This window comes from Variovorax soli (genome assembly GCF_031454625.1).
GTDB classification, from domain to species: domain Bacteria; phylum Pseudomonadota; class Gammaproteobacteria; order Burkholderiales; family Burkholderiaceae_C; genus Variovorax; species Variovorax soli_A.
In genome coordinates this window covers 356,941-372,530 of the sequence record NZ_JAVDRF010000004.1, presented here as the reverse complement: position 1 = coordinate 372,530, position 15,590 = coordinate 356,941, and the positions used below count along the sequence as shown (strand labels likewise).

Genomic DNA, 15,590 nt, shown 5'->3' with positions numbered 1-15,590 from the left:
GTGTGAAGCGCTCCACTGTCGATCGCGTCCCATTCTCGGCGCTGCGTCGAGGCGGCACAAGCCGCCGAGGCATGCGGACGTCCGTTCAGCTGCCGCGGAACTGCACGCGGCGGTTCACGGCAGCGTAGGGGTCGGCGTCTTCGACCGGCCGGCTTTCGCCGTAGCCGACCGTCTTGAGGCGCGCGGCATCGATGCCGTGGCGCTGCACCAGGTAGTCGCGCACGGCACGGGCCCGGCCGCGCGACAGCTCGAGGTTGTAGGCCTCGGTGCCGACGGCATCCGTGTGGCCTTCGACCGTGATGATGCTGTTCGGCGCCAGCAGCTTGATGCCGTCGGCCAGCGCGTCGAGCTGGGTCCGTGCGGCAGGCAGGATCTCGGTGGAGTCGAAGGCGAAGCGCACCGGCAGCGACAGCGCCGAGGCGTCGGCGGGCACCTCGTCGTGCGCGGCGGCGGCAGGGGCCGCGGGACGCGCCGAGGTCTTCGCCAGCGCGACCGCGGCCGCAGCGACGTACTTCGTGGGAGTGGGTGCGGCGGGAGCATCGTCGAGCAGGCGGATCGAACGGGTGTTGTGGCCGAGCACGGCCGCCACGTCGTGCGGATTCACGAGCTGGCCTTCCCGATAGACGATCACCTTCTCGGCCCGCACCTGCGGGGTGAGGAAGGCGGCGGCGAGGGCCAGGGCGAGGGTGCTGAGGTAGCGGGTCATTTCGGGCTCCTTGGGCGTGACGTTGAATTCGTCGATGCCCATGGGTTGCGCGTGCCACCCGCCCGGTTCAATCTTTCTCGATCGTGCCGATGCCGCGGATCGAACGCGTCACGGCCGGGTCGCCGTGATAGCGCACGTGGCCGACACCCCCGATGCGCACGGCCAGCGTGCGGCTGGCGGCCAGCTCGACTTCGCCGTTGCCGTCGATGGCGACCTCGGCGCGTTCGCTGGCGAGCCCGGGTGCGGTGTAGCTGCCCATGCCCGCGATGGCGAGCTGCTGGGCCGTCACCGTGCCGCCCCCGACGGCGACATCGCCGGCGCCGGTGATCTTCACGTCGAGCTTGCGCGCGTTGTCCAGGCGATCGAGCCGGATCGAGCCGCCGCCCGCCAGCACCAGCGCGAGCGCGTCGCTGCGCAGCGGTCCGATGCGGATCGTGCCGGCGGTGCGCGACTCGAAGGCGCGCAGCGTCTGCACGCCGAGCTTCATCCGGATCGGCTGCTGCGTCTCGATCCGGCCGGGCGACAGGCCGATGAGCAGGCGCCGGTCGCGAATCTCGGTCGTGATCTTGCGCAGCACTGCGGGCTCGGCTTCGACGGCCAGCGTTTCGTGCGGGCCCTGCTCGACGCTGACCTCGCCGGCGACCGCGAACACGACCTCGTCGAAGCCGGCGACGCTGCGGCTTTCGGTGGCGGCCGCGGCCGGCTCGGCAAGGAGTGCGGCAAGAACCGCGGCCGAGGCCGCGGCTCGCAGCGCCCCTCGCACCGAATGCCGGTGGTCGAATCCGTTCATGGTGCGGCTCCTTGCGGGCTGCGGGCGCCGGCCTCAGCGCGGCAGCGCGAGGTTGCGCTCCGTTGCGAAGGGGCGCGCCTGGCAGGTGGTCCAGCCGGCTTCGGTGACGATCACCGTCCCGCCGTGGCGATCGGTCGCCACCAGCTTCGCGCCCTGCCGTGCCTCGGGGCCCAGGGTGACCGGCCCCTCGTCGAACAGCAGGCGACCGTACTGCCAGCAGCGCAGCTGGTAGGTGCCCGTTGCCCGCTGGCTCGATGCCGCGGCGGCGACCGGGGGTGCAGGCGTGGGCGGCAGCTGGGACACGACGCGATCGTCGGTGCCTGCGGCGGCGACACCTGCGCTTGCGCCGAGGGGCAATTGCAGGGCGCCGATGGCGGCGACCAGGGCGACCCCGCTCACGGCGGCCAGGCGGATGCCGAGCTGCTTCGCACGGCCAGGACGGGACTCATTTGGCTTGGACACGGAAGTTCTCCTGGGCGAGCGTGCCGCCGCTGGCTTTGAGGAAGGCGCCGCGGATCAGTTCGAGCGAGGCGCCGGGCAAGGGTTCGAAGTCGGTGCCGACCAGCGCCTGCGGCAGCGAAGCCATCACGTCGCGCTGCGTGGCAAAGCAGGAGATGGTTTCGGGCACGCCCTTCGTGTTCATCGTCAGCTGGAAGCGCATCGCGCCGGGCAAGGTGAGCGGCTGGGCCGCGGCAACGCGCGAGTCGCGGGCGAAGCGATTGGGGAAGAAGCGGATGACCTTGGCCTCCTCGTCCTGCAGGTAGCAGTACACATGGGCGTCCTGCGAGGGCGCGAGGGCGAGGCTGATCGACTCGCCGCGGGCGAAGCGGGTCTGCGGCTTCGGGCTCGTCAGCGAGAGCTTGAGCGGCGCCGCCTGTGCATGGGCCGTCTCGGCTGCCGGAGTGGCTGCGGTCTTGGTGGCTGATGCGGCCGGCGCTGTCGCCGCGGTCGCTGCGGTCGCTGCGGTCGTCGCGGTTGTCGCGGTTGTCGCGGTTGTCGCGGTTGTCGCGGTCGCAGCGGATGCGGCCACCGGACTCGATCCGGGGGCTGCGGCCACCGAGGCCGGCGCGACATAGCGTGCCGGCTGCTCCGGTCGCTTGATCCGGGTGTGATCGGCGGCGAGGAATGCGTAGAAGAACTCCTCGTTGAGCACGGCCTCGCGGCTGAGGCCGAGCGCGGCGCGGTAGTTCGAGATCGCCTCGTCGATGGCCGGATTGAATTCGCCGTCGATCGGGCCGTCGTAGAAGCCGCGCCGGCGCAGCTGGTTCTGGAAGTAGGCGATCAGCTCGATCCGGGTCGCGGCCATCGCGTGGTACCAGTCGAACATTTCGAGGCGCGTCTCGTCGTTCTTCTTCGGGTCGGAAACGCCCAGGCAGCTCCAGTAGGGGGTCTTGGTCAGCTTGCCGATGAGCTCGACCGCGGCCAGCTCGACCAGCCCGCGCAGCGCCTGCGTCTGGCCTTCGGCCTTCGCCAGGTTCATGCTGTAGTTGATGCCGAACTTGTGGTACGCCGCGTCGCCGTCGATGCCGCTGCCCTGCTTCAGGATCATCACCGAGTTGCGCGAGGTGACGCCCGCCAGCACCGCCATGTCGCTGGTCGTCAGCACGCTCAGGTCGAGCGCGAGCATGCTCGAGCCCGCATCCTTTGCCGCGCCGAGGTTGATGAAGGGCGCGAAGCCGATGCCCAGGTCCTTCTGGTTCTTGATCAGGTTCTCGTCGAACTGCGACACGGAGCCCTTGATGTCGTACAGCGGGATGGCCTGGTAGGCCGCAGCGCTTTGCGCCGAGGCGAGGTAGCTGATGACATTCGCCGTGTCCTTGCCGAAGGCGACCAGGCGCACCGCGCGGCTGCGCCGCGACATGTCCGACACCGACGAGATCAGCATGTCGCGCGTGCCGGCGTTCAGCTTCTTCGTTTCGTCGGAGATTTCTTCGGTCAGCATCGTCACGTCACGCACGCCGTAGTCGAGCAGCAGCGTGTCCATGCACCGCAGTGCATGCGAGAAGCCGGTGATCGAACGCTGGGGCCGGTCTTCGGGGCCCTTGCGGATTTCGTTGGTCTGGTCGATGGTGGGTTGCTTGACCTCGAGCGTCTGGCAGCCGGCCAGTGCAGCGAGGCTGGCGGCAAGCGCGAGGAGGCGCGCGACTTGGGGCGGTTTCATGTGAGATCTCCCTTCTGCGGGGCGTTCCGCTCAGCGGCACCCGCCGCGGCCGACGATGTTGATCGCGTTGGGCGCGAACACGAAAACTTCGCGCGGCGAGGCGCCGATGCGCCCGCCGGTGTCGATGTTGCCGATGCTCTGACTCCCGCAGCTGCTGGCGTCCGAGGAGTTTCCCTGTGACTTGCCTTGCTCGTCGGCCTTGCGCTCCTGCGCGGCGATGCGGATCTTCTCCTTGGCGATCTTCGCGCGGAAGCGCGTATCGACGCCCAGAAGTTCCTGCCCCGCGAAGGCGTGGGCGCCGGCGCCCAGCGTGACGGCGGCGAGGACGAGGCGGGCAGTGAGGGCGAGGCTGGCATTCATGGGGGTCTCCTGGGTGGGGAAAGCGCCGGCGGTGGGAACGCCGGCGCGGGAAGGAAGAAGCAAGAAGGCCTTACTTCGCGACGCCGACGCTCTGGTCGGCCGTGGACAGGAAGCCGGCGGCGGTGTTGACCTGGGCCGTGGCGAGCACCGTCGAGTTCGTCAGCTTGCCGCTGCCTTGGGCGCCGCCGATCTGCTGGTGCGCCGAGGCCAGGAACCCGCCGGCCACGTTGCTCACGCCGGTGGCGCCGACGAAACTGCCCTGGACCTTGCCGTCGTCCTTCGCGAAGCCCACTTCCTGGTTGGCGTTGCTCAGGAAGCCGGCCGCGGTGTTGTTCACGCCCTGGGCGACGATGGCGGTCTGGCTGATCTGGCCGTTCTGGGTGGCGCGGGCGATGCTCTGGTTGGCCGTCGCCAGGAAGCCGGTCGAGGTGTTGACGGCGCCGTTGACGATCACGGCCGTGTTGCGGATCTTGCCGTTCTGCTCGGCCACGCCGACGTTCTGCCGCGCGGTGGACAGGAAGCCGGCGGAGGTGTTGACGGCACCGGTCGAGAACACGCCGGAGTCGGTGATCTCGCCGGCCATGGCGGCACCGAAGACGAGGCCGAGCGCGGCGAGGATCGAAAGTTTGGGAGCGGTTTGCATGGTGGTTCTCCTGGATGGTTGGGGGGGACTGGTTGGCGGCATGAACTTGCCTGCCTTCCGCTCCATGGGTTGCGGCGGGTTCGCAAACGGTTCAAGCGAAATTCACAGCGGACATCGGTGGGCGGAAGACGCGAAGCTTCTTGAAGGACGCGAAAAAAAGGCGACCCGCCGGCGCGGGTGCGCGGGCGGGTCGGACGAGCGGAGCTTTCGAATCGGCCGTCAGTGGCTTACTTGGCGACGCCGATGCTCTGGTCGGCGGTGGACAGGAATCCACCGGCGGTATTCACCGAGCCCGTGGCGATGACCGTCGAGTTCGACAGCTTGCCGTTGCCTTGCGCGCCGCCGATCTGCTGGCGTGCCGTGGACAGGAAGCCGGCTGCCGTGTTGCTGGCGCCATTGGCGATCACCGTCGAGTTCTCGACCGTGCCGCTGTCCTTGGCGAAGCCCACCTCCTGCGTGGCGGTGCTGAGGAAGCCGGCCGCCACGTTGTTCAGGCCGTTGCCGATGACCGTGCTGTTGGTGATCTTGCCGTTCTGCGTGGCGCGGCCCACGTTTTGCGTCGCCGTCGACAGGAAGCCTGCGGCGGTGTTGTTGGCGCCGTTGACGATCACGGTGCTGTTGGTGATCTTGCCGTTCTGCTCGGCCACGCCGATGTTCTGGCGCGCCGTGGCCAGGAAGCCGGCCGAAGTGTTGACGGCGCCGGTGGACAGCACCGTGGAACCGGTGATCTCGCCGGCCATCGCGCCACCGAAGGCGAGACCGAGGGCGACGAGGGCGGAAGCTTTGCGGACGATGTGCATGATGATCTCCTGAGAGTGATGGAACGAGGTGAGTGGTGGGGCTTGCCGATCTGCCTGCCTTCCCGCTCCATGGGTTGCGGCCGTTTCGGAAACGGTTCAAACGATTTCGCGGCAGGCGGCCGAGAAGGGTTCGCTCCGATTTCGGGCAGGCCGCGCGCCAGCGTAGGATGGCCCGCCATGCTCGACAGGGCTCCGCCTGAACCGCCACCCCACCCGCCACGCCTGACGGGCTTGCGCGGCACGCTGAGCGCGCTGCGCAATTTCGGGCTGGTGAGCCTCGGCACGCCGGCAGCCGGCGACTACGACAGCTTCATTGCCGGCGATGGCCAGGTCGTTCCGGTGTACGTCCTCGGCAAGGGCCCGCCGCTGGTGCTGGTGCATGGGGTCGGATGTTCCCATCGCGACTGGATGCCGGTGGCCCGGCGGCTGGCGCGGCATCACTGCGTGCTCGCCTGGGACGCGCGAGGCCATGGCAGCTGCCGGCCGGTGCGCGGCAGCATCACGCTGGGGCGACTGGCGACCGACCTTGCCGAGATGCTCGACCACTTCGGCCTGCAGCGTTCGGTGCTGGTCGGCCACTCCATGGGCGCCCTGACGCTGATGCAGTACCTGCATTCGTATGGCACCCAGCGGGTGGCGGCCGTGGCACTGGTGGACCAGTCGCCGCGCATCGTGACGGACGACGGCTGGCGCCTCGGGCTGTTCGGCGGCTGCAGCGCGACCATGCTGTCGGGCCTGATCGCCGGCGCGCGCCAGGACCTGGCCGAGACGCTGCTGAACGAGGTCGGTGCGATCGGCGGCGCCTGGCTGCGGCGCCAGCTCAGCGTCGAGGCGCCCCTCGGACGGATGCTGCGCCGGCGCCTGGGGAGCATCGACATCCGGCCGCTGCTCGACCTCGCGGAGTCGATGGCGGTGGCCGACTTCCGCGCTTCGCTGTCGCGCCTCGATGCGCCACTGCTGGTCGTGCTCGGCGCGCGCAGCCCGCACTATGCCGGCTTGCCGCTGGATGCCTGGTATCGCGACACGGTGAAGCATGCGCAGGTCTCGGTGTACCCGCGCGCCGGCCATTCGCCGCATGTCAGCGAGCCGCTGCGCTTCGCGCGAGAACTCGAGCGCTTCCTGGAAGACCACGCCTGAGTTCTTGGCGCGCAGCAATGACAGAAATCCTGCGTCGAACGCTTCATTGCTCTGCGACGTCTGTGCGCCGCCGCGCATGTGCGAAGTGCGCCGCGTGCTGGTCGGTGCCACTGCGGATCTCGAGTACGAGGCCTAGCCATGGCGCGCACGCGTCGTCCTGCGGGGTTCAGGCCGCAGCCCGCCCTCTCGTCGCCGGTTCCGCCTCGTGCAGGTACGTCGTGAAACCATCCTTGGCCGGCGAGGCCGAATGGAGCAGCATCACAGCGCTCACCTGTCCACGATGGCCTGTTCCGTGCGTGACAACGTGCATGAGCATCTCCTCGCGCGACATGCGGGCCGGCGCGCCGTCAGTGAACGTGAAGTCGATCCATTCGGCCAACTGGTCGCGTCCGAGCGCCGCCACGTACGCGATGTAGTCCTGGTCGCTGCTTCTGAGGTCGGCGGACAGTTGCTCGAGGCCCGGCGTCTCCTGCAGGTTGGCCGATGTGTACCGGTGAGCTTCACGCCTGACGTGCGCGGCAAATATCCGGTCGACGACGTAGGTGTGGCTCAAGGCCTTGAGGGCCAGTGCGGTGATCGGAGAGTCGTCGCCGAGCCGTGCCAGCACCGTCAACAGCTGGTCGTTTGCCCAAGCCTTGTACTTGAACAGGCGGTGCAATGTGTCATCCATGTCATGGGTCTCCTGAGAAATTCCGCCACAGGCATCACACGCGGGTGCCGTGGTGCGTTGGCGTTCACCAAGAATATGAGCGATCATTCGCTTTTGCCACTCGCATTGAAGGCACCGAGGACATGGCGCGCAAGCCAGTCATCCGACCCAGGAAACTCGCCACTCAGCAGCGCTCGCGCGCCACCGTCGACAGCCTGGTGGAGGCGACCGCTCGCATTTTGGTCAGGGAAGGCTTCGACAAGGCCAGCACCAATCGCATCGCGGATGTCGCGGGGGTCAGCATCGGTTCGCTCTACCAATATTTCCCCGGCAAGGAGGCACTCGTCGCCGCCGTGATCGAACGCCACCAGGAGGAGATCATGCAAGTGGTGCGCAGCGAGCTGGCGCAGGCGGCGGCCTTGCCGGTGGACGAGGCGATGCGCAAGTTCGTGGCAGTCGCGCTGGAAGCGCACCGTCTCGATCCTCCCCTGCATCGGGTTCTCGCCGAGCAGATTCCGCGCGTGGGCAAGCTCGAGAAGCTGGACGTCTTCAGTCGTGAGAATTTCACCCTGTTCAAGGCCTACCTCGAGAAAGTCCGGGGTGAACTCGGTGTCGATGACCTGGAGCTCGCATCGTTCGTGTGCGTGACGACGATCGAGGCACTGACTCACAACGCGGTGCTGCACCAATCCAAAATGCTCACCGACGATCAGATGGAGGCGCTCACCGACGAGGGTGCACGCCTCGTGACTCGCTATCTGAAGGGCTGAGGCGCAACGGCGGCACGATCGCGCCGGCGCGACCGCGGCTGGCGCGCGCTATCAGCGCGTCACTTGGGCGCGGGATGCATCCGTGCCCCATGACTTTTCATACAGCCCGTCGCCTGGATGACGAAGGCTTCGACGACCCGCTCGATTCCGCTTCGCTATCCGCAGCGCCCCTTGTCATCCGTCTTGAAGCAGAAGTCCGCCGTCAGGCTCGACGACTCCCAGGGCACCTGCGCGCGGCCGGTGTCTTCGGCCACGCCGATGCGCACCCGCTTGAAGAGCTGCTCGATCTGCAGCCCTGGCGTCGGCAGGTTGGCCAGCAGATGGCGGGCGTAGATGCTGTGCTTGCCGCTGGCGCCGTCGAGCGCCACGCCGTTGGGTGCGGTCGAGAAGGCGACCAGGGTGCCCACGGGCGCGTCGAGCGTCGCCAGGCCGCCCGGCGTCGCGCCGCGGAACTTGAGCCGCCTTCCGTCCGGGCCGACGATGACGCCGCCAGCGAAGGGATTCACCCGGCAGGCGTCGAGCACCACGATGTTGATGCCGTTGCGAATCGCGCTGAGCCGGTCGACGAACTCGCCGACGTCCGCGCTTTGGCGCTGGATCTCCTCTTCCGTCTGCGGGTCGGCGTCGATCGGCACCAGGTAGTTGCGGCCCTTCACCTGCACGCCGTGGCCGGCATAGAACAGCATGCGAACCGACGCCTTCGGGGCGCGCAAGGAGAACTCGCGCAGCGACTCGATCAGGTCCGGCAGCCGCGTGTTCTGGCGCAGGGTCACGTCATAGCCCAGTCCGCGCAGCGCGGCCGCGACGGCCACGGCGTCGCCGGGCGGATTCGTCAGCGGGGCGGCGCGGTACGCGCCATTGCCGATCACCAGGGCGATGCGCGACTCGGCGGCGTTGGGGTTGGCGTTACCGGCGGGGGGGGCGCTCAGCGCGGCACGGAAAGGCAGCGCTGCGGCGGCGCCCACGGCGCAGCGCAGCAGCGTACGGCGGGTCGGCAGCGTGGCCATGGCGGTTACTCCCGAGGCGGCACGCCGGGTGCCAGCGAGGCGGTCTGGACGATCGGGGCGGCCTGCACCCGTGCAAGGGCCGCCGCTTCGCTGCCGGCCGGCACGCGCAGGTAGTAATCGCCGAGCTGCCCCGGCCCGCCGGCCAGTTCGCCCTGGATCTGCACCAGCAGCAGCCGGATGTCGGCCTCCTTGGCGTCGGGGGCGAAGCTGATCTTCAGCATGGGGGCTTCGGTGACGCGCACGGCGTGCAGCGCGCGGATCTCGTCAGCATCCTCGCGGGCGTGGCCCAGAAGGTTCAGGATCACGCCGCCCTGCACCGCCACCAGGGCCAGCCCGGCCAGCGCCAGGCTCGGGCGCATGCCGAAGTTGCCGAAGAAGGCGCCGATGCGCTCGGCCAGCGTCGGGCGGTCGCCCTGGATCAGTCGCATGGCGCGCGCCAGGCCGATCGTGGCCGGCACGGCCGGGGCGCTTTCCCGGACGCGCGCCTGCAGCGAGCGGTACCAGTCCAGCTCGCTGCGGGCCTCGGGGTTCTGCGCCAGGTAGGCATCGACCCAGGCACGGTCTTCGGCCCCCAGCGAGCCGTTGGCGTACCAGGGGAGCAGTTCTTCGAAGCGCTGGTTGTTCATGATGCCCGTGCTCCCGCGGCTGCGCGCGCGCCCTTGCGGTGCGGCAACGATGAAAAGATCTCGACCATGGTGACCACCAAGAATCCTTCGGCCCGTGCGAGCCCGTGACTGACCCGATCGTTGTCCATGCAAGCGGCGACCGCCGAGTGCACGCAATATAGTGCGCGCCGGCCGCCGGGACCCCGATCTACCTGCACGGGACATGCCCGTGTCGCCTCTGGGTTGCGCGCGACCGGCGGATGGTTCAGATTATTTTTGCGCCATGCCAGGTCCACCGCAAGCAGGCCTCAGGAGGCGAGCGCGCCCTTGGCGTCAGCGGCCGTCCCTTCGCTGCGCAGCAGCGACTGCAGGCATTTCTTGATCTTCTGGCGGGCGTGGAACAGGCGGGTCTTGACGGTGCCCTCGGGGCAGTTCTGGATTTCCGCCACCTCGGCCAGGCCCATGCCCTCGTAGAACACCAGGTGCAGGCATTCGCGATGCTCCTCCGACAGCTTGCCCATGCAGTGTTGCACGCCTTCGCGCCGTTGCTTGCCCGCCAGCTCCGCGAAGCCGTCGGGCGTGTCGGAGGCGGTGGTGTCGGCGATGTCTTCGAGGTCGCCATGCACCTCGTCGGGCCGGCGCGCGCGATAGACCATCAGCGCCTTCCTGCGCGCGATGCCGATCAGCCAGGTGGAGAACTGCGAGTCGCCGCGAAAGCGCTCGGGGTGGCGCCAGACCTCGTACAGCGTGTCCACCAGGACTTCCTCGGCACGCGCATGGTCGCTCAGCATGTTGAGCACATAGGCAAAAACCCTTTGGCTGAAGGCCTTGTACAGCTGGCGAAACGCCGCCTGGTCTTCGCGGCCGATGCGTACGAGCAGCTGATTGACCTCGTCGTTGTCCATGCGGGCGATGGCGGTGGGCGGCAGTGACGGTAACGCAATATAACGTTCCTGTCCGATTTGCAGGGGGGTCGCGCGAGCAGGTCGGGCCCGTCACGGCACGGGAGGGGAGCGCGGCAGGTATTCGGCGGCGTGGCCCTGCACGCCCACCAGCCAGAAGCGCGCATCCGTGGCGTCGCCGTGATACGCGGCAGGCAGCCATGCGCCCCATCGGCCGTACTCGGCGTGCAGCTCATCGATCGGCGGACATGTCAGCTCACCGGCTCGTTCCTCGAGCGCCCTGGCCAGGACCTGCCGCCAGGCGGTGGGCAACTCGATGGTCGGCAGGTAGGTCGCCGCGATCCTTGCGGCCATGCGCGGCAGGTGCTCAGCCTCGGCGCGAAGCACACGCAGGACGGCGAACTCGTGCGGGGTAGGGGGTCGTGGCGAATTCATGTTTGGTATCAGGGGGACGAGGGCGCCCCTCATCCGGTTGGACACGGCCACGAAGCGCGTCGCAGCCCCTCAGAGCCGATTGTCCAGGCCGGGCGAGTTAAGCACGAAGGTGCGGGCGCCGCCAGTCGCAAATGGATGACAGGTCCTGCGGACCCGCGGCAGGACCTGCATCAGCGCCTGGCGAGCCGGCATCCTGCCGCGAGGCCGATCGCGAATGCGCCGTAAACGACGTACAAGGCGCCCCCGGGCAACCGATGCTCGAAGCCAGGCCGCAGCCGTTCGGGCGTCACGGTGTAGTCGACGATGTACGACACGGCGGTCATCGCGGCCGCCCCCGCCAGCTCTTCAGGAACCGTTCGAGCTTCGCGGCGACCGAGAACCCACGCATACAGCGCGGCCCAGAAGGTGGCTGCCAGGTGATGGGTTGCGTAGCCGATGGCGGTGTGACGCAGGCTGGGCCGATCGGCCGTCAAGGCTTCCGTGCCCCAGAGCCAATGGCTGACGGCATTGGTGCCGGCGAAGGGACTGCCGGCATGGCGGCGTCCCAGCAGCATCAGGGCCGCCGTGGAAAACAGGCTCGCGCCGGCGCCTGCGATCAGTGCCGTGCGCAGCACCGGCCGGGTCGAGCTTCGATGCGGACCGTGCGCAGACACCGCCTGGGGCGCGCTCACCTTGTCCAGGGTGACGGACACCGGATCGCTGGCGGGAAAGGATTCTTCCACGCCATGGTCCAGCGCCGATTCGCTGGGCTCCCGTGCCGGAGGCGCGTCCGTCTTCGGCAACGTGCCGTGGTTCTTGGCGGTGGGAAACAGGAAGGGTTTTGTGCTTTCGACCATGTGAGCTCCGTTGCGGCGCCGAATGACGGATCACGAATGCTTTCGATGCGGGAGGTCCTGATTGCTACAGAAGAGACACTCACGTGGCGCCGGATCGACGCGCCAGGTGGCGCAGGAACCAGTCGCGCGCCAGGCGCGCCACCGCGTCGAGCGCGCCCGCTTCCTCGAACAGATGGGTCGCGCCCGGGACGATGACCAGCTCTTTCTCGCCCGGGAGCCTTGCGAGCGCCTGCCTGTTCAGGTCGATCACCGGCACGTCCTCGCCGCCGACGATCAGCAGCGTCGGCGCCAGCACGTGGGCCAGGGCGTCACCGGCCAGGTCGGGACGTCCGCCGCGAGAGACGATCGCCTGCACGGCGCCAGAACGCCGCGCCGCGGCCATCAGCGCGGCACCTGCGCCGGTACTGGCGCCGAAATAGCCCACCTTCAGAGGGCCGAGTTGCGGCTGGGCGTTCAGCCAGTCGGTGGCGCCGGCGAGCCGCTGTGCCAGCAACTCGATGTCGAAGCGAAGATGGCGCGTGCGCTCGTCGATCGCTTCTTCCTCCGGCGTCAGCAGGTCCGCGAGCACCGTGGCGAGCCCAGCCTCCTGCAGCTGACGCGCCACGTGGCGATTGCGCGGGCTGAAGCGGCTGCTGCCGCTGCCGTGCGCGAACAGCACCAGGCCGGCGGCCTCGGCCGGGAGCCCCAGGTCCGCGTCCAGCGTGACGGGGCCGAGCGGAATGCGCAGCGGACGCTGCTCGGTCACGCCTGGGGATTCAGGCTTCATGGCGACGCTCCCCCGGCGCTGGTTGCCGGAAAGCGCCTCGAGCCGCCTTCGTTCGTGCTTGTGGTCATGGCCGTTCCCTAGGTGCCATGCGCGGCGGCGTCGAGGCGGGCCCGCGCGAGCAACTCGCGGACTTCCTCGTCGGTGGTCTGCGCGAAGTTCTCGTACCACTGGCCGACGGCCACGAAGGGCTCGGGATTCCTGGCGCAGACCACATGGTCGGCCTCGCGTCGCAGGTCCTCGCAAGTCTCGGCCGAGGCGATCGGCACGGCGGCCACGATGCGCGCCGGCTGCTGCACGCGCAGGGCCCGGATCGCGGCCAGCATGGTCGAGCCGGTGGCGAGCCCGTCGTCCACGACGAGCACCGCGCGGCCGCGCACATCGGGGGGCGGCCGGGCACCGCGGTACAGCTGCTCGCGCCGCTGCAGCTCCTGCTGCTCGGCCCTGGCAACCTCCTCGATGGCCGCTTCGGAAATGTGGAGCAGGCGCCTGACGCTCTCGTTCAACACGCGAACGCCACCGCTGGCGATCGCACCCATGGCGTACTCCTCGCGGCCCGGCACGCCGAGCTTGCGCACGATGAAGACGTCGAGCGGCACGCGCAGCGCCACGGCCACTTCGAAGCCGACCGGGACGCCGCCGCGCGGCAAGGCCAGCACCAGCACATCGCGCCGGTCTGCGTAGGCGCCGAGGACCTGCGCCAGCGCCTTGCCTGCCTGCCGGCGGTCGCGAAAAAGAGAACCCGTGCTCATCTCAAACCTGGGCTTGCGCCGACGTTCCAAAGTTCTTCGAGGAGGAGGTGCAGACTCGAACGCGCCCGTGCCTCCTACAAGCCCATGCCTCCTTCAAGCAACTGCGCGCGCTCGCACGCGTCCCCTCGACTTTGCAAGCCTTGGCGGTGGGGGGTCTGTAGGACGGCGTCCGGAAGAATCCGAGACGGATCTTTCAACGGCGCTGCCGTGCGCGCCGGTGCTAGAGCTTGTATTCCTTCAGCCGGTTGTAGAGCGTCTTCATGCTGATGCCCAGCAGTGCCGCCGTGCGTTCCCGCTGCCCTGCGCAGTGCTCGAAGGTCGCGAGGATGAGCTGCCGCTCGGCGTCCGCCAGGCTGGTGCCGACGGGGATGCTGATCCGCGGGCCTGCGGTGCCGGCGGAGCCGGCCGGTTCCGGGCCCCGCGCGGCGGCGGACGACGGCGTGCGCGGCAACCATTCCTCACCGATCTCCGTGCCCCCGGCCATCACCCAGGCGCGTTGCACCGCATTGCGAAGCTCCCGCACATTGCCCGGCCAGGAATATTCCGTCAGCCGCGCCAGGGCGGTGCTCGCGAAGTGCTTCTGCACGCCTTCCTTCTGCGACATCTGCGCGAGGAAGGCCTCTGCCAGCAAGGCCACATCGCCGTCGCGCTCCCGCAGCGGCGGCATGGCGATCGGAAAGACGTTGAGACGGTAGAGCAGGTCCTCGCGCAGCGTGCCCGCGGCAACGGCCTTCTCGACGTCGCGGTTGGTCGCGGCGATCAGGCGCACATCGGTCTGCCGCAACTCGCTGGAGCCGACCCGCATGAAGGTGCCGGTTTCCAGGACGCGCAGCAGCTTCACCTGCAGTGCGGCGGGCATTTCGGTCACCTCGTCCAGGAACAGCGTGCCGCCGTGCGAGCGCTCGAACAGCCCCTGGTGCTGGCGTTCGGCGCCGGTGAAGCTGCCCCGCTCGTGGCCGAAGATCTCGCTCTCGATGAGCTGGGGCGAGATCGCGCCGCAGTTGATCGCCAGGAAGGGCCCGTCGCGCCGGCGGCTCAGGTCGTGCACGGCACGCGCCACCAGCTCCTTGCCCGTTCCGCTCTCGCCTTGCACGAAGACCGTCACCGAGGTCGCAGCCACCCGCGCGATCTGCTGGTACACGCGCTGCATGGCCTGCGACGCGCCGATGAAGGGACCGAAGCGGCCACTGGTGCGCCAGGCTTCCTCGATCTGCGCCAGCTCGGCCTTGAGCTGCGAGGGCCTCATCAGGCGTGACAGCAAGGCCGACAGATGTTTCGGGCTGACCGGCTTCACCAGGTAGTCCGCTGCACCCATCCGCAAGGCTTCGATGGATGTTTCGAGACTGGCCTGGCCTGTCATGAGCACGACCTCGGTGTCGGCGAGCAGGTCCTTGTCGGAGAAGAGCGCGAAGCCGTTGCCGTCCGGGAGGTTGAGGTCGAGCAGGAGCAGGTCGGGCGCATGCATCGCCATGAAGCGGCGTGCATCCGCCAGCGATCCTGCGGTCGCGACGGTGTGCCCCTCGCGCGCGACAAGGGCCGCCAGCATCCGCGCCGCGTCCGGCTCGTCTTCCACGATCAACGCATGTCCCACTTTGCCCTCCGGCCGATGGCCACGAACCCGGCGCTGGGCGCCGGGGCAGTCTCTGGACCGGCATTGTCGTCCGCCATGGGAAAGGTTCAAGGCCCGACGCCTGGGCGGTCCTGTCGGCGCGCGTGCTGTCGGCCTGTCAGCGCGCGCTGCGCGCCTCCTTGCTCAGGAACCGGAATTGGAGCCGGCCCCGTCGACACGACCTCCATCAGGCCGGCGCTCGATCGTTGCGGCAAGCGCTTCCCGGTCGTCGACCAGGTCCCGGGCCCGCCTGGCCAGCGCCTGCAGCGCGCTGGCTCCGTCGTAGTGCGGACTGGCGAACACCACGCGGCACCGGTAGGCGCCCGCGTTGAGGTCGGCATGGCCCGAGACGCATCCGTCCCGGGTCATGCCATCCAGCTGGACGGCGATATCCCACCCTCGATAGGTGAAGCGATGCTCCAGCTTGTTGATGGCGGGCGCACTGGGAGCGCCGGACGTGGGGGAAATTTCCTCGGAATTCATGATGTGCTGTCCGCTCTGCGATCCTGTGATCGCAAGGCGCGTGCCTGGGTGTTGCCCCCGGGGAGCCCGGACCCCGAGGCGCAATTACGACCCGACCATCGGACAAATTTGCCGCAACAACGGCGACGCATGCCGCGGCTGCCGACGCGGGCATCCGGAAGGCCGTCCATCGCACAGGCCCC

19 protein-coding genes are annotated in these 15,590 nt (G+C 68.9%); 2 read left to right on the top strand and 17 right to left on the bottom strand.

Annotated elements, in window-relative coordinates:
* Positions 1–85: 85 nt before the first annotated feature.
* The 7 genes from J2739_RS11810 to J2739_RS11780 form a co-directional block, all read right to left on the bottom strand.
* A complete protein-coding gene (locus J2739_RS11810) occupies positions 86–748 on the bottom strand; it encodes an OmpA family protein (protein ID WP_309901757.1) in 663 nt (220 codons plus the stop codon).
* Positions 749–773: 25 nt separating this feature from the next.
* On the bottom strand, positions 774–1,496 hold the full coding sequence (locus J2739_RS11805; RefSeq protein ID WP_309901755.1) for a GIN domain-containing protein: 723 nt from the start codon (positions 1,494–1,496) through the stop codon (positions 774–776).
* A gap of 33 nt (positions 1,497–1,529) precedes the next feature.
* Complete coding sequence (locus J2739_RS11800; protein ID WP_309901754.1) at positions 1,530–1,958, bottom strand: hypothetical protein; 429 nt, start codon at positions 1,956–1,958, stop codon at positions 1,530–1,532.
* Positions 1,942–3,657, bottom strand: coding sequence for a DUF4384 domain-containing protein (locus tag J2739_RS11795; protein WP_309901752.1), 1,716 nt, complete (start codon positions 3,655–3,657; stop codon positions 1,942–1,944). Before J2739_RS11795 ends, J2739_RS11800 begins: the two co-directional genes overlap by 17 nt.
* 30 nt (positions 3,658–3,687) lie before the next feature.
* Entirely contained in the window at positions 3,688–4,017 is a 330-nt protein-coding gene (locus J2739_RS11790; RefSeq protein WP_309901751.1) for a hypothetical protein, read from the bottom strand.
* Between the two features lie 70 nt (positions 4,018–4,087).
* Positions 4,088–4,660, bottom strand: a complete 573-nt coding sequence (locus tag J2739_RS11785; RefSeq protein ID WP_309901749.1) for a hypothetical protein — start codon at positions 4,658–4,660, stop codon at positions 4,088–4,090.
* A 227-nt stretch (positions 4,661–4,887) separates the two neighbouring features.
* Positions 4,888–5,460, bottom strand: coding sequence for a hypothetical protein (locus J2739_RS11780; RefSeq protein WP_309901747.1), 573 nt, complete (start codon positions 5,458–5,460; stop codon positions 4,888–4,890).
* Between the two features lie 177 nt (positions 5,461–5,637).
* Between J2739_RS11780 and J2739_RS11775 the strand changes: the two genes are divergently transcribed.
* The gene (locus J2739_RS11775) at positions 5,638–6,597 is read left to right on the top strand and encodes an alpha/beta fold hydrolase (RefSeq protein WP_309901745.1); all 960 of its coding nucleotides are present in this window, start codon (positions 5,638–5,640) and stop codon (positions 6,595–6,597) included.
* Between the two features lie 166 nt (positions 6,598–6,763).
* Here J2739_RS11775 and J2739_RS11770 read toward each other — a convergent pair whose 3' ends face one another.
* On the bottom strand, positions 6,764–7,267 hold the full coding sequence (locus J2739_RS11770; protein ID WP_309901743.1) for a DinB family protein: 504 nt from the start codon (positions 7,265–7,267) through the stop codon (positions 6,764–6,766).
* A gap of 122 nt (positions 7,268–7,389) precedes the next feature.
* On the opposite strand from J2739_RS11770, the gene J2739_RS11765 reads away from it, so the two are divergent.
* Positions 7,390–8,016: a TetR/AcrR family transcriptional regulator gene (locus tag J2739_RS11765; RefSeq protein WP_309901741.1), complete on the top strand. Its 627-nt coding sequence runs from the start codon at positions 7,390–7,392 to the stop codon at positions 8,014–8,016.
* Positions 8,017–8,171: 155 nt separating this feature from the next.
* Here J2739_RS11765 and J2739_RS11760 read toward each other — a convergent pair whose 3' ends face one another.
* The 9 genes from J2739_RS11760 to J2739_RS11720 form a co-directional block, all read right to left on the bottom strand.
* On the bottom strand, positions 8,172–9,023 hold the full coding sequence (locus J2739_RS11760; RefSeq protein WP_309901739.1) for a caspase family protein: 852 nt from the start codon (positions 9,021–9,023) through the stop codon (positions 8,172–8,174).
* A gap of 5 nt (positions 9,024–9,028) precedes the next feature.
* On the bottom strand, positions 9,029–9,649 hold the full coding sequence (locus J2739_RS11755) for an anti-sigma factor family protein (RefSeq protein ID WP_309901737.1): 621 nt from the start codon (positions 9,647–9,649) through the stop codon (positions 9,029–9,031).
* A gap of 287 nt (positions 9,650–9,936) precedes the next feature.
* Positions 9,937–10,533, bottom strand: a complete 597-nt coding sequence (locus tag J2739_RS11750) for an RNA polymerase sigma factor (RefSeq protein WP_309901735.1) — start codon at positions 10,531–10,533, stop codon at positions 9,937–9,939.
* Between the two features lie 90 nt (positions 10,534–10,623).
* Positions 10,624–10,965: a hypothetical protein gene (locus tag J2739_RS11745; protein ID WP_309901733.1), complete on the bottom strand. Its 342-nt coding sequence runs from the start codon at positions 10,963–10,965 to the stop codon at positions 10,624–10,626.
* A gap of 170 nt (positions 10,966–11,135) precedes the next feature.
* Entirely contained in the window at positions 11,136–11,801 is a 666-nt protein-coding gene (locus J2739_RS11740) for a hypothetical protein (RefSeq protein ID WP_309901731.1), read from the bottom strand.
* A 79-nt stretch (positions 11,802–11,880) separates the two neighbouring features.
* Positions 11,881–12,567: a dienelactone hydrolase family protein gene (locus J2739_RS11735; protein ID WP_309901729.1), complete on the bottom strand. Its 687-nt coding sequence runs from the start codon at positions 12,565–12,567 to the stop codon at positions 11,881–11,883.
* 77 nt (positions 12,568–12,644) lie between these two features.
* Positions 12,645–13,316, bottom strand: coding sequence for a phosphoribosyltransferase (locus J2739_RS11730; RefSeq protein ID WP_309901726.1), 672 nt, complete (start codon positions 13,314–13,316; stop codon positions 12,645–12,647).
* Positions 13,317–13,536: 220 nt separating this feature from the next.
* Positions 13,537–14,907: a sigma-54-dependent transcriptional regulator gene (locus tag J2739_RS11725; protein WP_309901724.1), complete on the bottom strand. Its 1,371-nt coding sequence runs from the start codon at positions 14,905–14,907 to the stop codon at positions 13,537–13,539.
* 162 nt (positions 14,908–15,069) lie between these two features.
* Entirely contained in the window at positions 15,070–15,408 is a 339-nt protein-coding gene (locus J2739_RS11720; protein ID WP_309901722.1) for a hypothetical protein, read from the bottom strand.
* Between the last annotated feature and the right edge of the window lie 182 nt (positions 15,409–15,590).

What these genes read in the sequence shown, in the direction of transcription:
- J2739_RS11810 (WP_309901757.1), bottom strand. Translation starts at nt 748, where the DNA reads ATGGGCATCGACGAATTCAACGTCACGCCCAAGGAGCCCGAAATGACC.
- J2739_RS11805 (WP_309901755.1), bottom strand. Translation starts at nt 1,496, where the DNA reads ATGAACGGATTCGACCACCGGCATTCGGTGCGAGGGGCGCTGCGAGCC.
- J2739_RS11795 (WP_309901752.1), bottom strand. Translation starts at nt 3,657, where the DNA reads ATGAAACCGCCCCAAGTCGCGCGCCTCCTCGCGCTTGCCGCCAGCCTC.
- J2739_RS11790 (WP_309901751.1), bottom strand. Translation starts at nt 4,017, where the DNA reads ATGAATGCCAGCCTCGCCCTCACTGCCCGCCTCGTCCTCGCCGCCGTC.
- J2739_RS11785 (WP_309901749.1), bottom strand. Translation starts at nt 4,660, where the DNA reads ATGCAAACCGCTCCCAAACTTTCGATCCTCGCCGCGCTCGGCCTCGTC.
- J2739_RS11780 (WP_309901747.1), bottom strand. Translation starts at nt 5,460, where the DNA reads ATGCACATCGTCCGCAAAGCTTCCGCCCTCGTCGCCCTCGGTCTCGCC.
- J2739_RS11775 (WP_309901745.1), top strand. Translation starts at nt 5,638, where the DNA reads ATGCTCGACAGGGCTCCGCCTGAACCGCCACCCCACCCGCCACGCCTG.
- J2739_RS11770 (WP_309901743.1), bottom strand. Translation starts at nt 7,267, where the DNA reads ATGGATGACACATTGCACCGCCTGTTCAAGTACAAGGCTTGGGCAAAC.
- J2739_RS11765 (WP_309901741.1), top strand. Translation starts at nt 7,390, where the DNA reads ATGGCGCGCAAGCCAGTCATCCGACCCAGGAAACTCGCCACTCAGCAG.
- J2739_RS11760 (WP_309901739.1), bottom strand. Translation starts at nt 9,023, where the DNA reads ATGGCCACGCTGCCGACCCGCCGTACGCTGCTGCGCTGCGCCGTGGGC.
- J2739_RS11755 (WP_309901737.1), bottom strand. Translation starts at nt 9,649, where the DNA reads ATGAACAACCAGCGCTTCGAAGAACTGCTCCCCTGGTACGCCAACGGC.
- J2739_RS11750 (WP_309901735.1), bottom strand. Translation starts at nt 10,533, where the DNA reads ATGGACAACGACGAGGTCAATCAGCTGCTCGTACGCATCGGCCGCGAA.
- J2739_RS11745 (WP_309901733.1), bottom strand. Translation starts at nt 10,965, where the DNA reads ATGAATTCGCCACGACCCCCTACCCCGCACGAGTTCGCCGTCCTGCGT.
- J2739_RS11740 (WP_309901731.1), bottom strand. Translation starts at nt 11,801, where the DNA reads ATGGTCGAAAGCACAAAACCCTTCCTGTTTCCCACCGCCAAGAACCAC.
- J2739_RS11735 (WP_309901729.1), bottom strand. Translation starts at nt 12,567, where the DNA reads ATGAAGCCTGAATCCCCAGGCGTGACCGAGCAGCGTCCGCTGCGCATT.
- J2739_RS11730 (WP_309901726.1), bottom strand. Translation starts at nt 13,316, where the DNA reads ATGAGCACGGGTTCTCTTTTTCGCGACCGCCGGCAGGCAGGCAAGGCG.
- J2739_RS11720 (WP_309901722.1), bottom strand. Translation starts at nt 15,408, where the DNA reads ATGAATTCCGAGGAAATTTCCCCCACGTCCGGCGCTCCCAGTGCGCCC.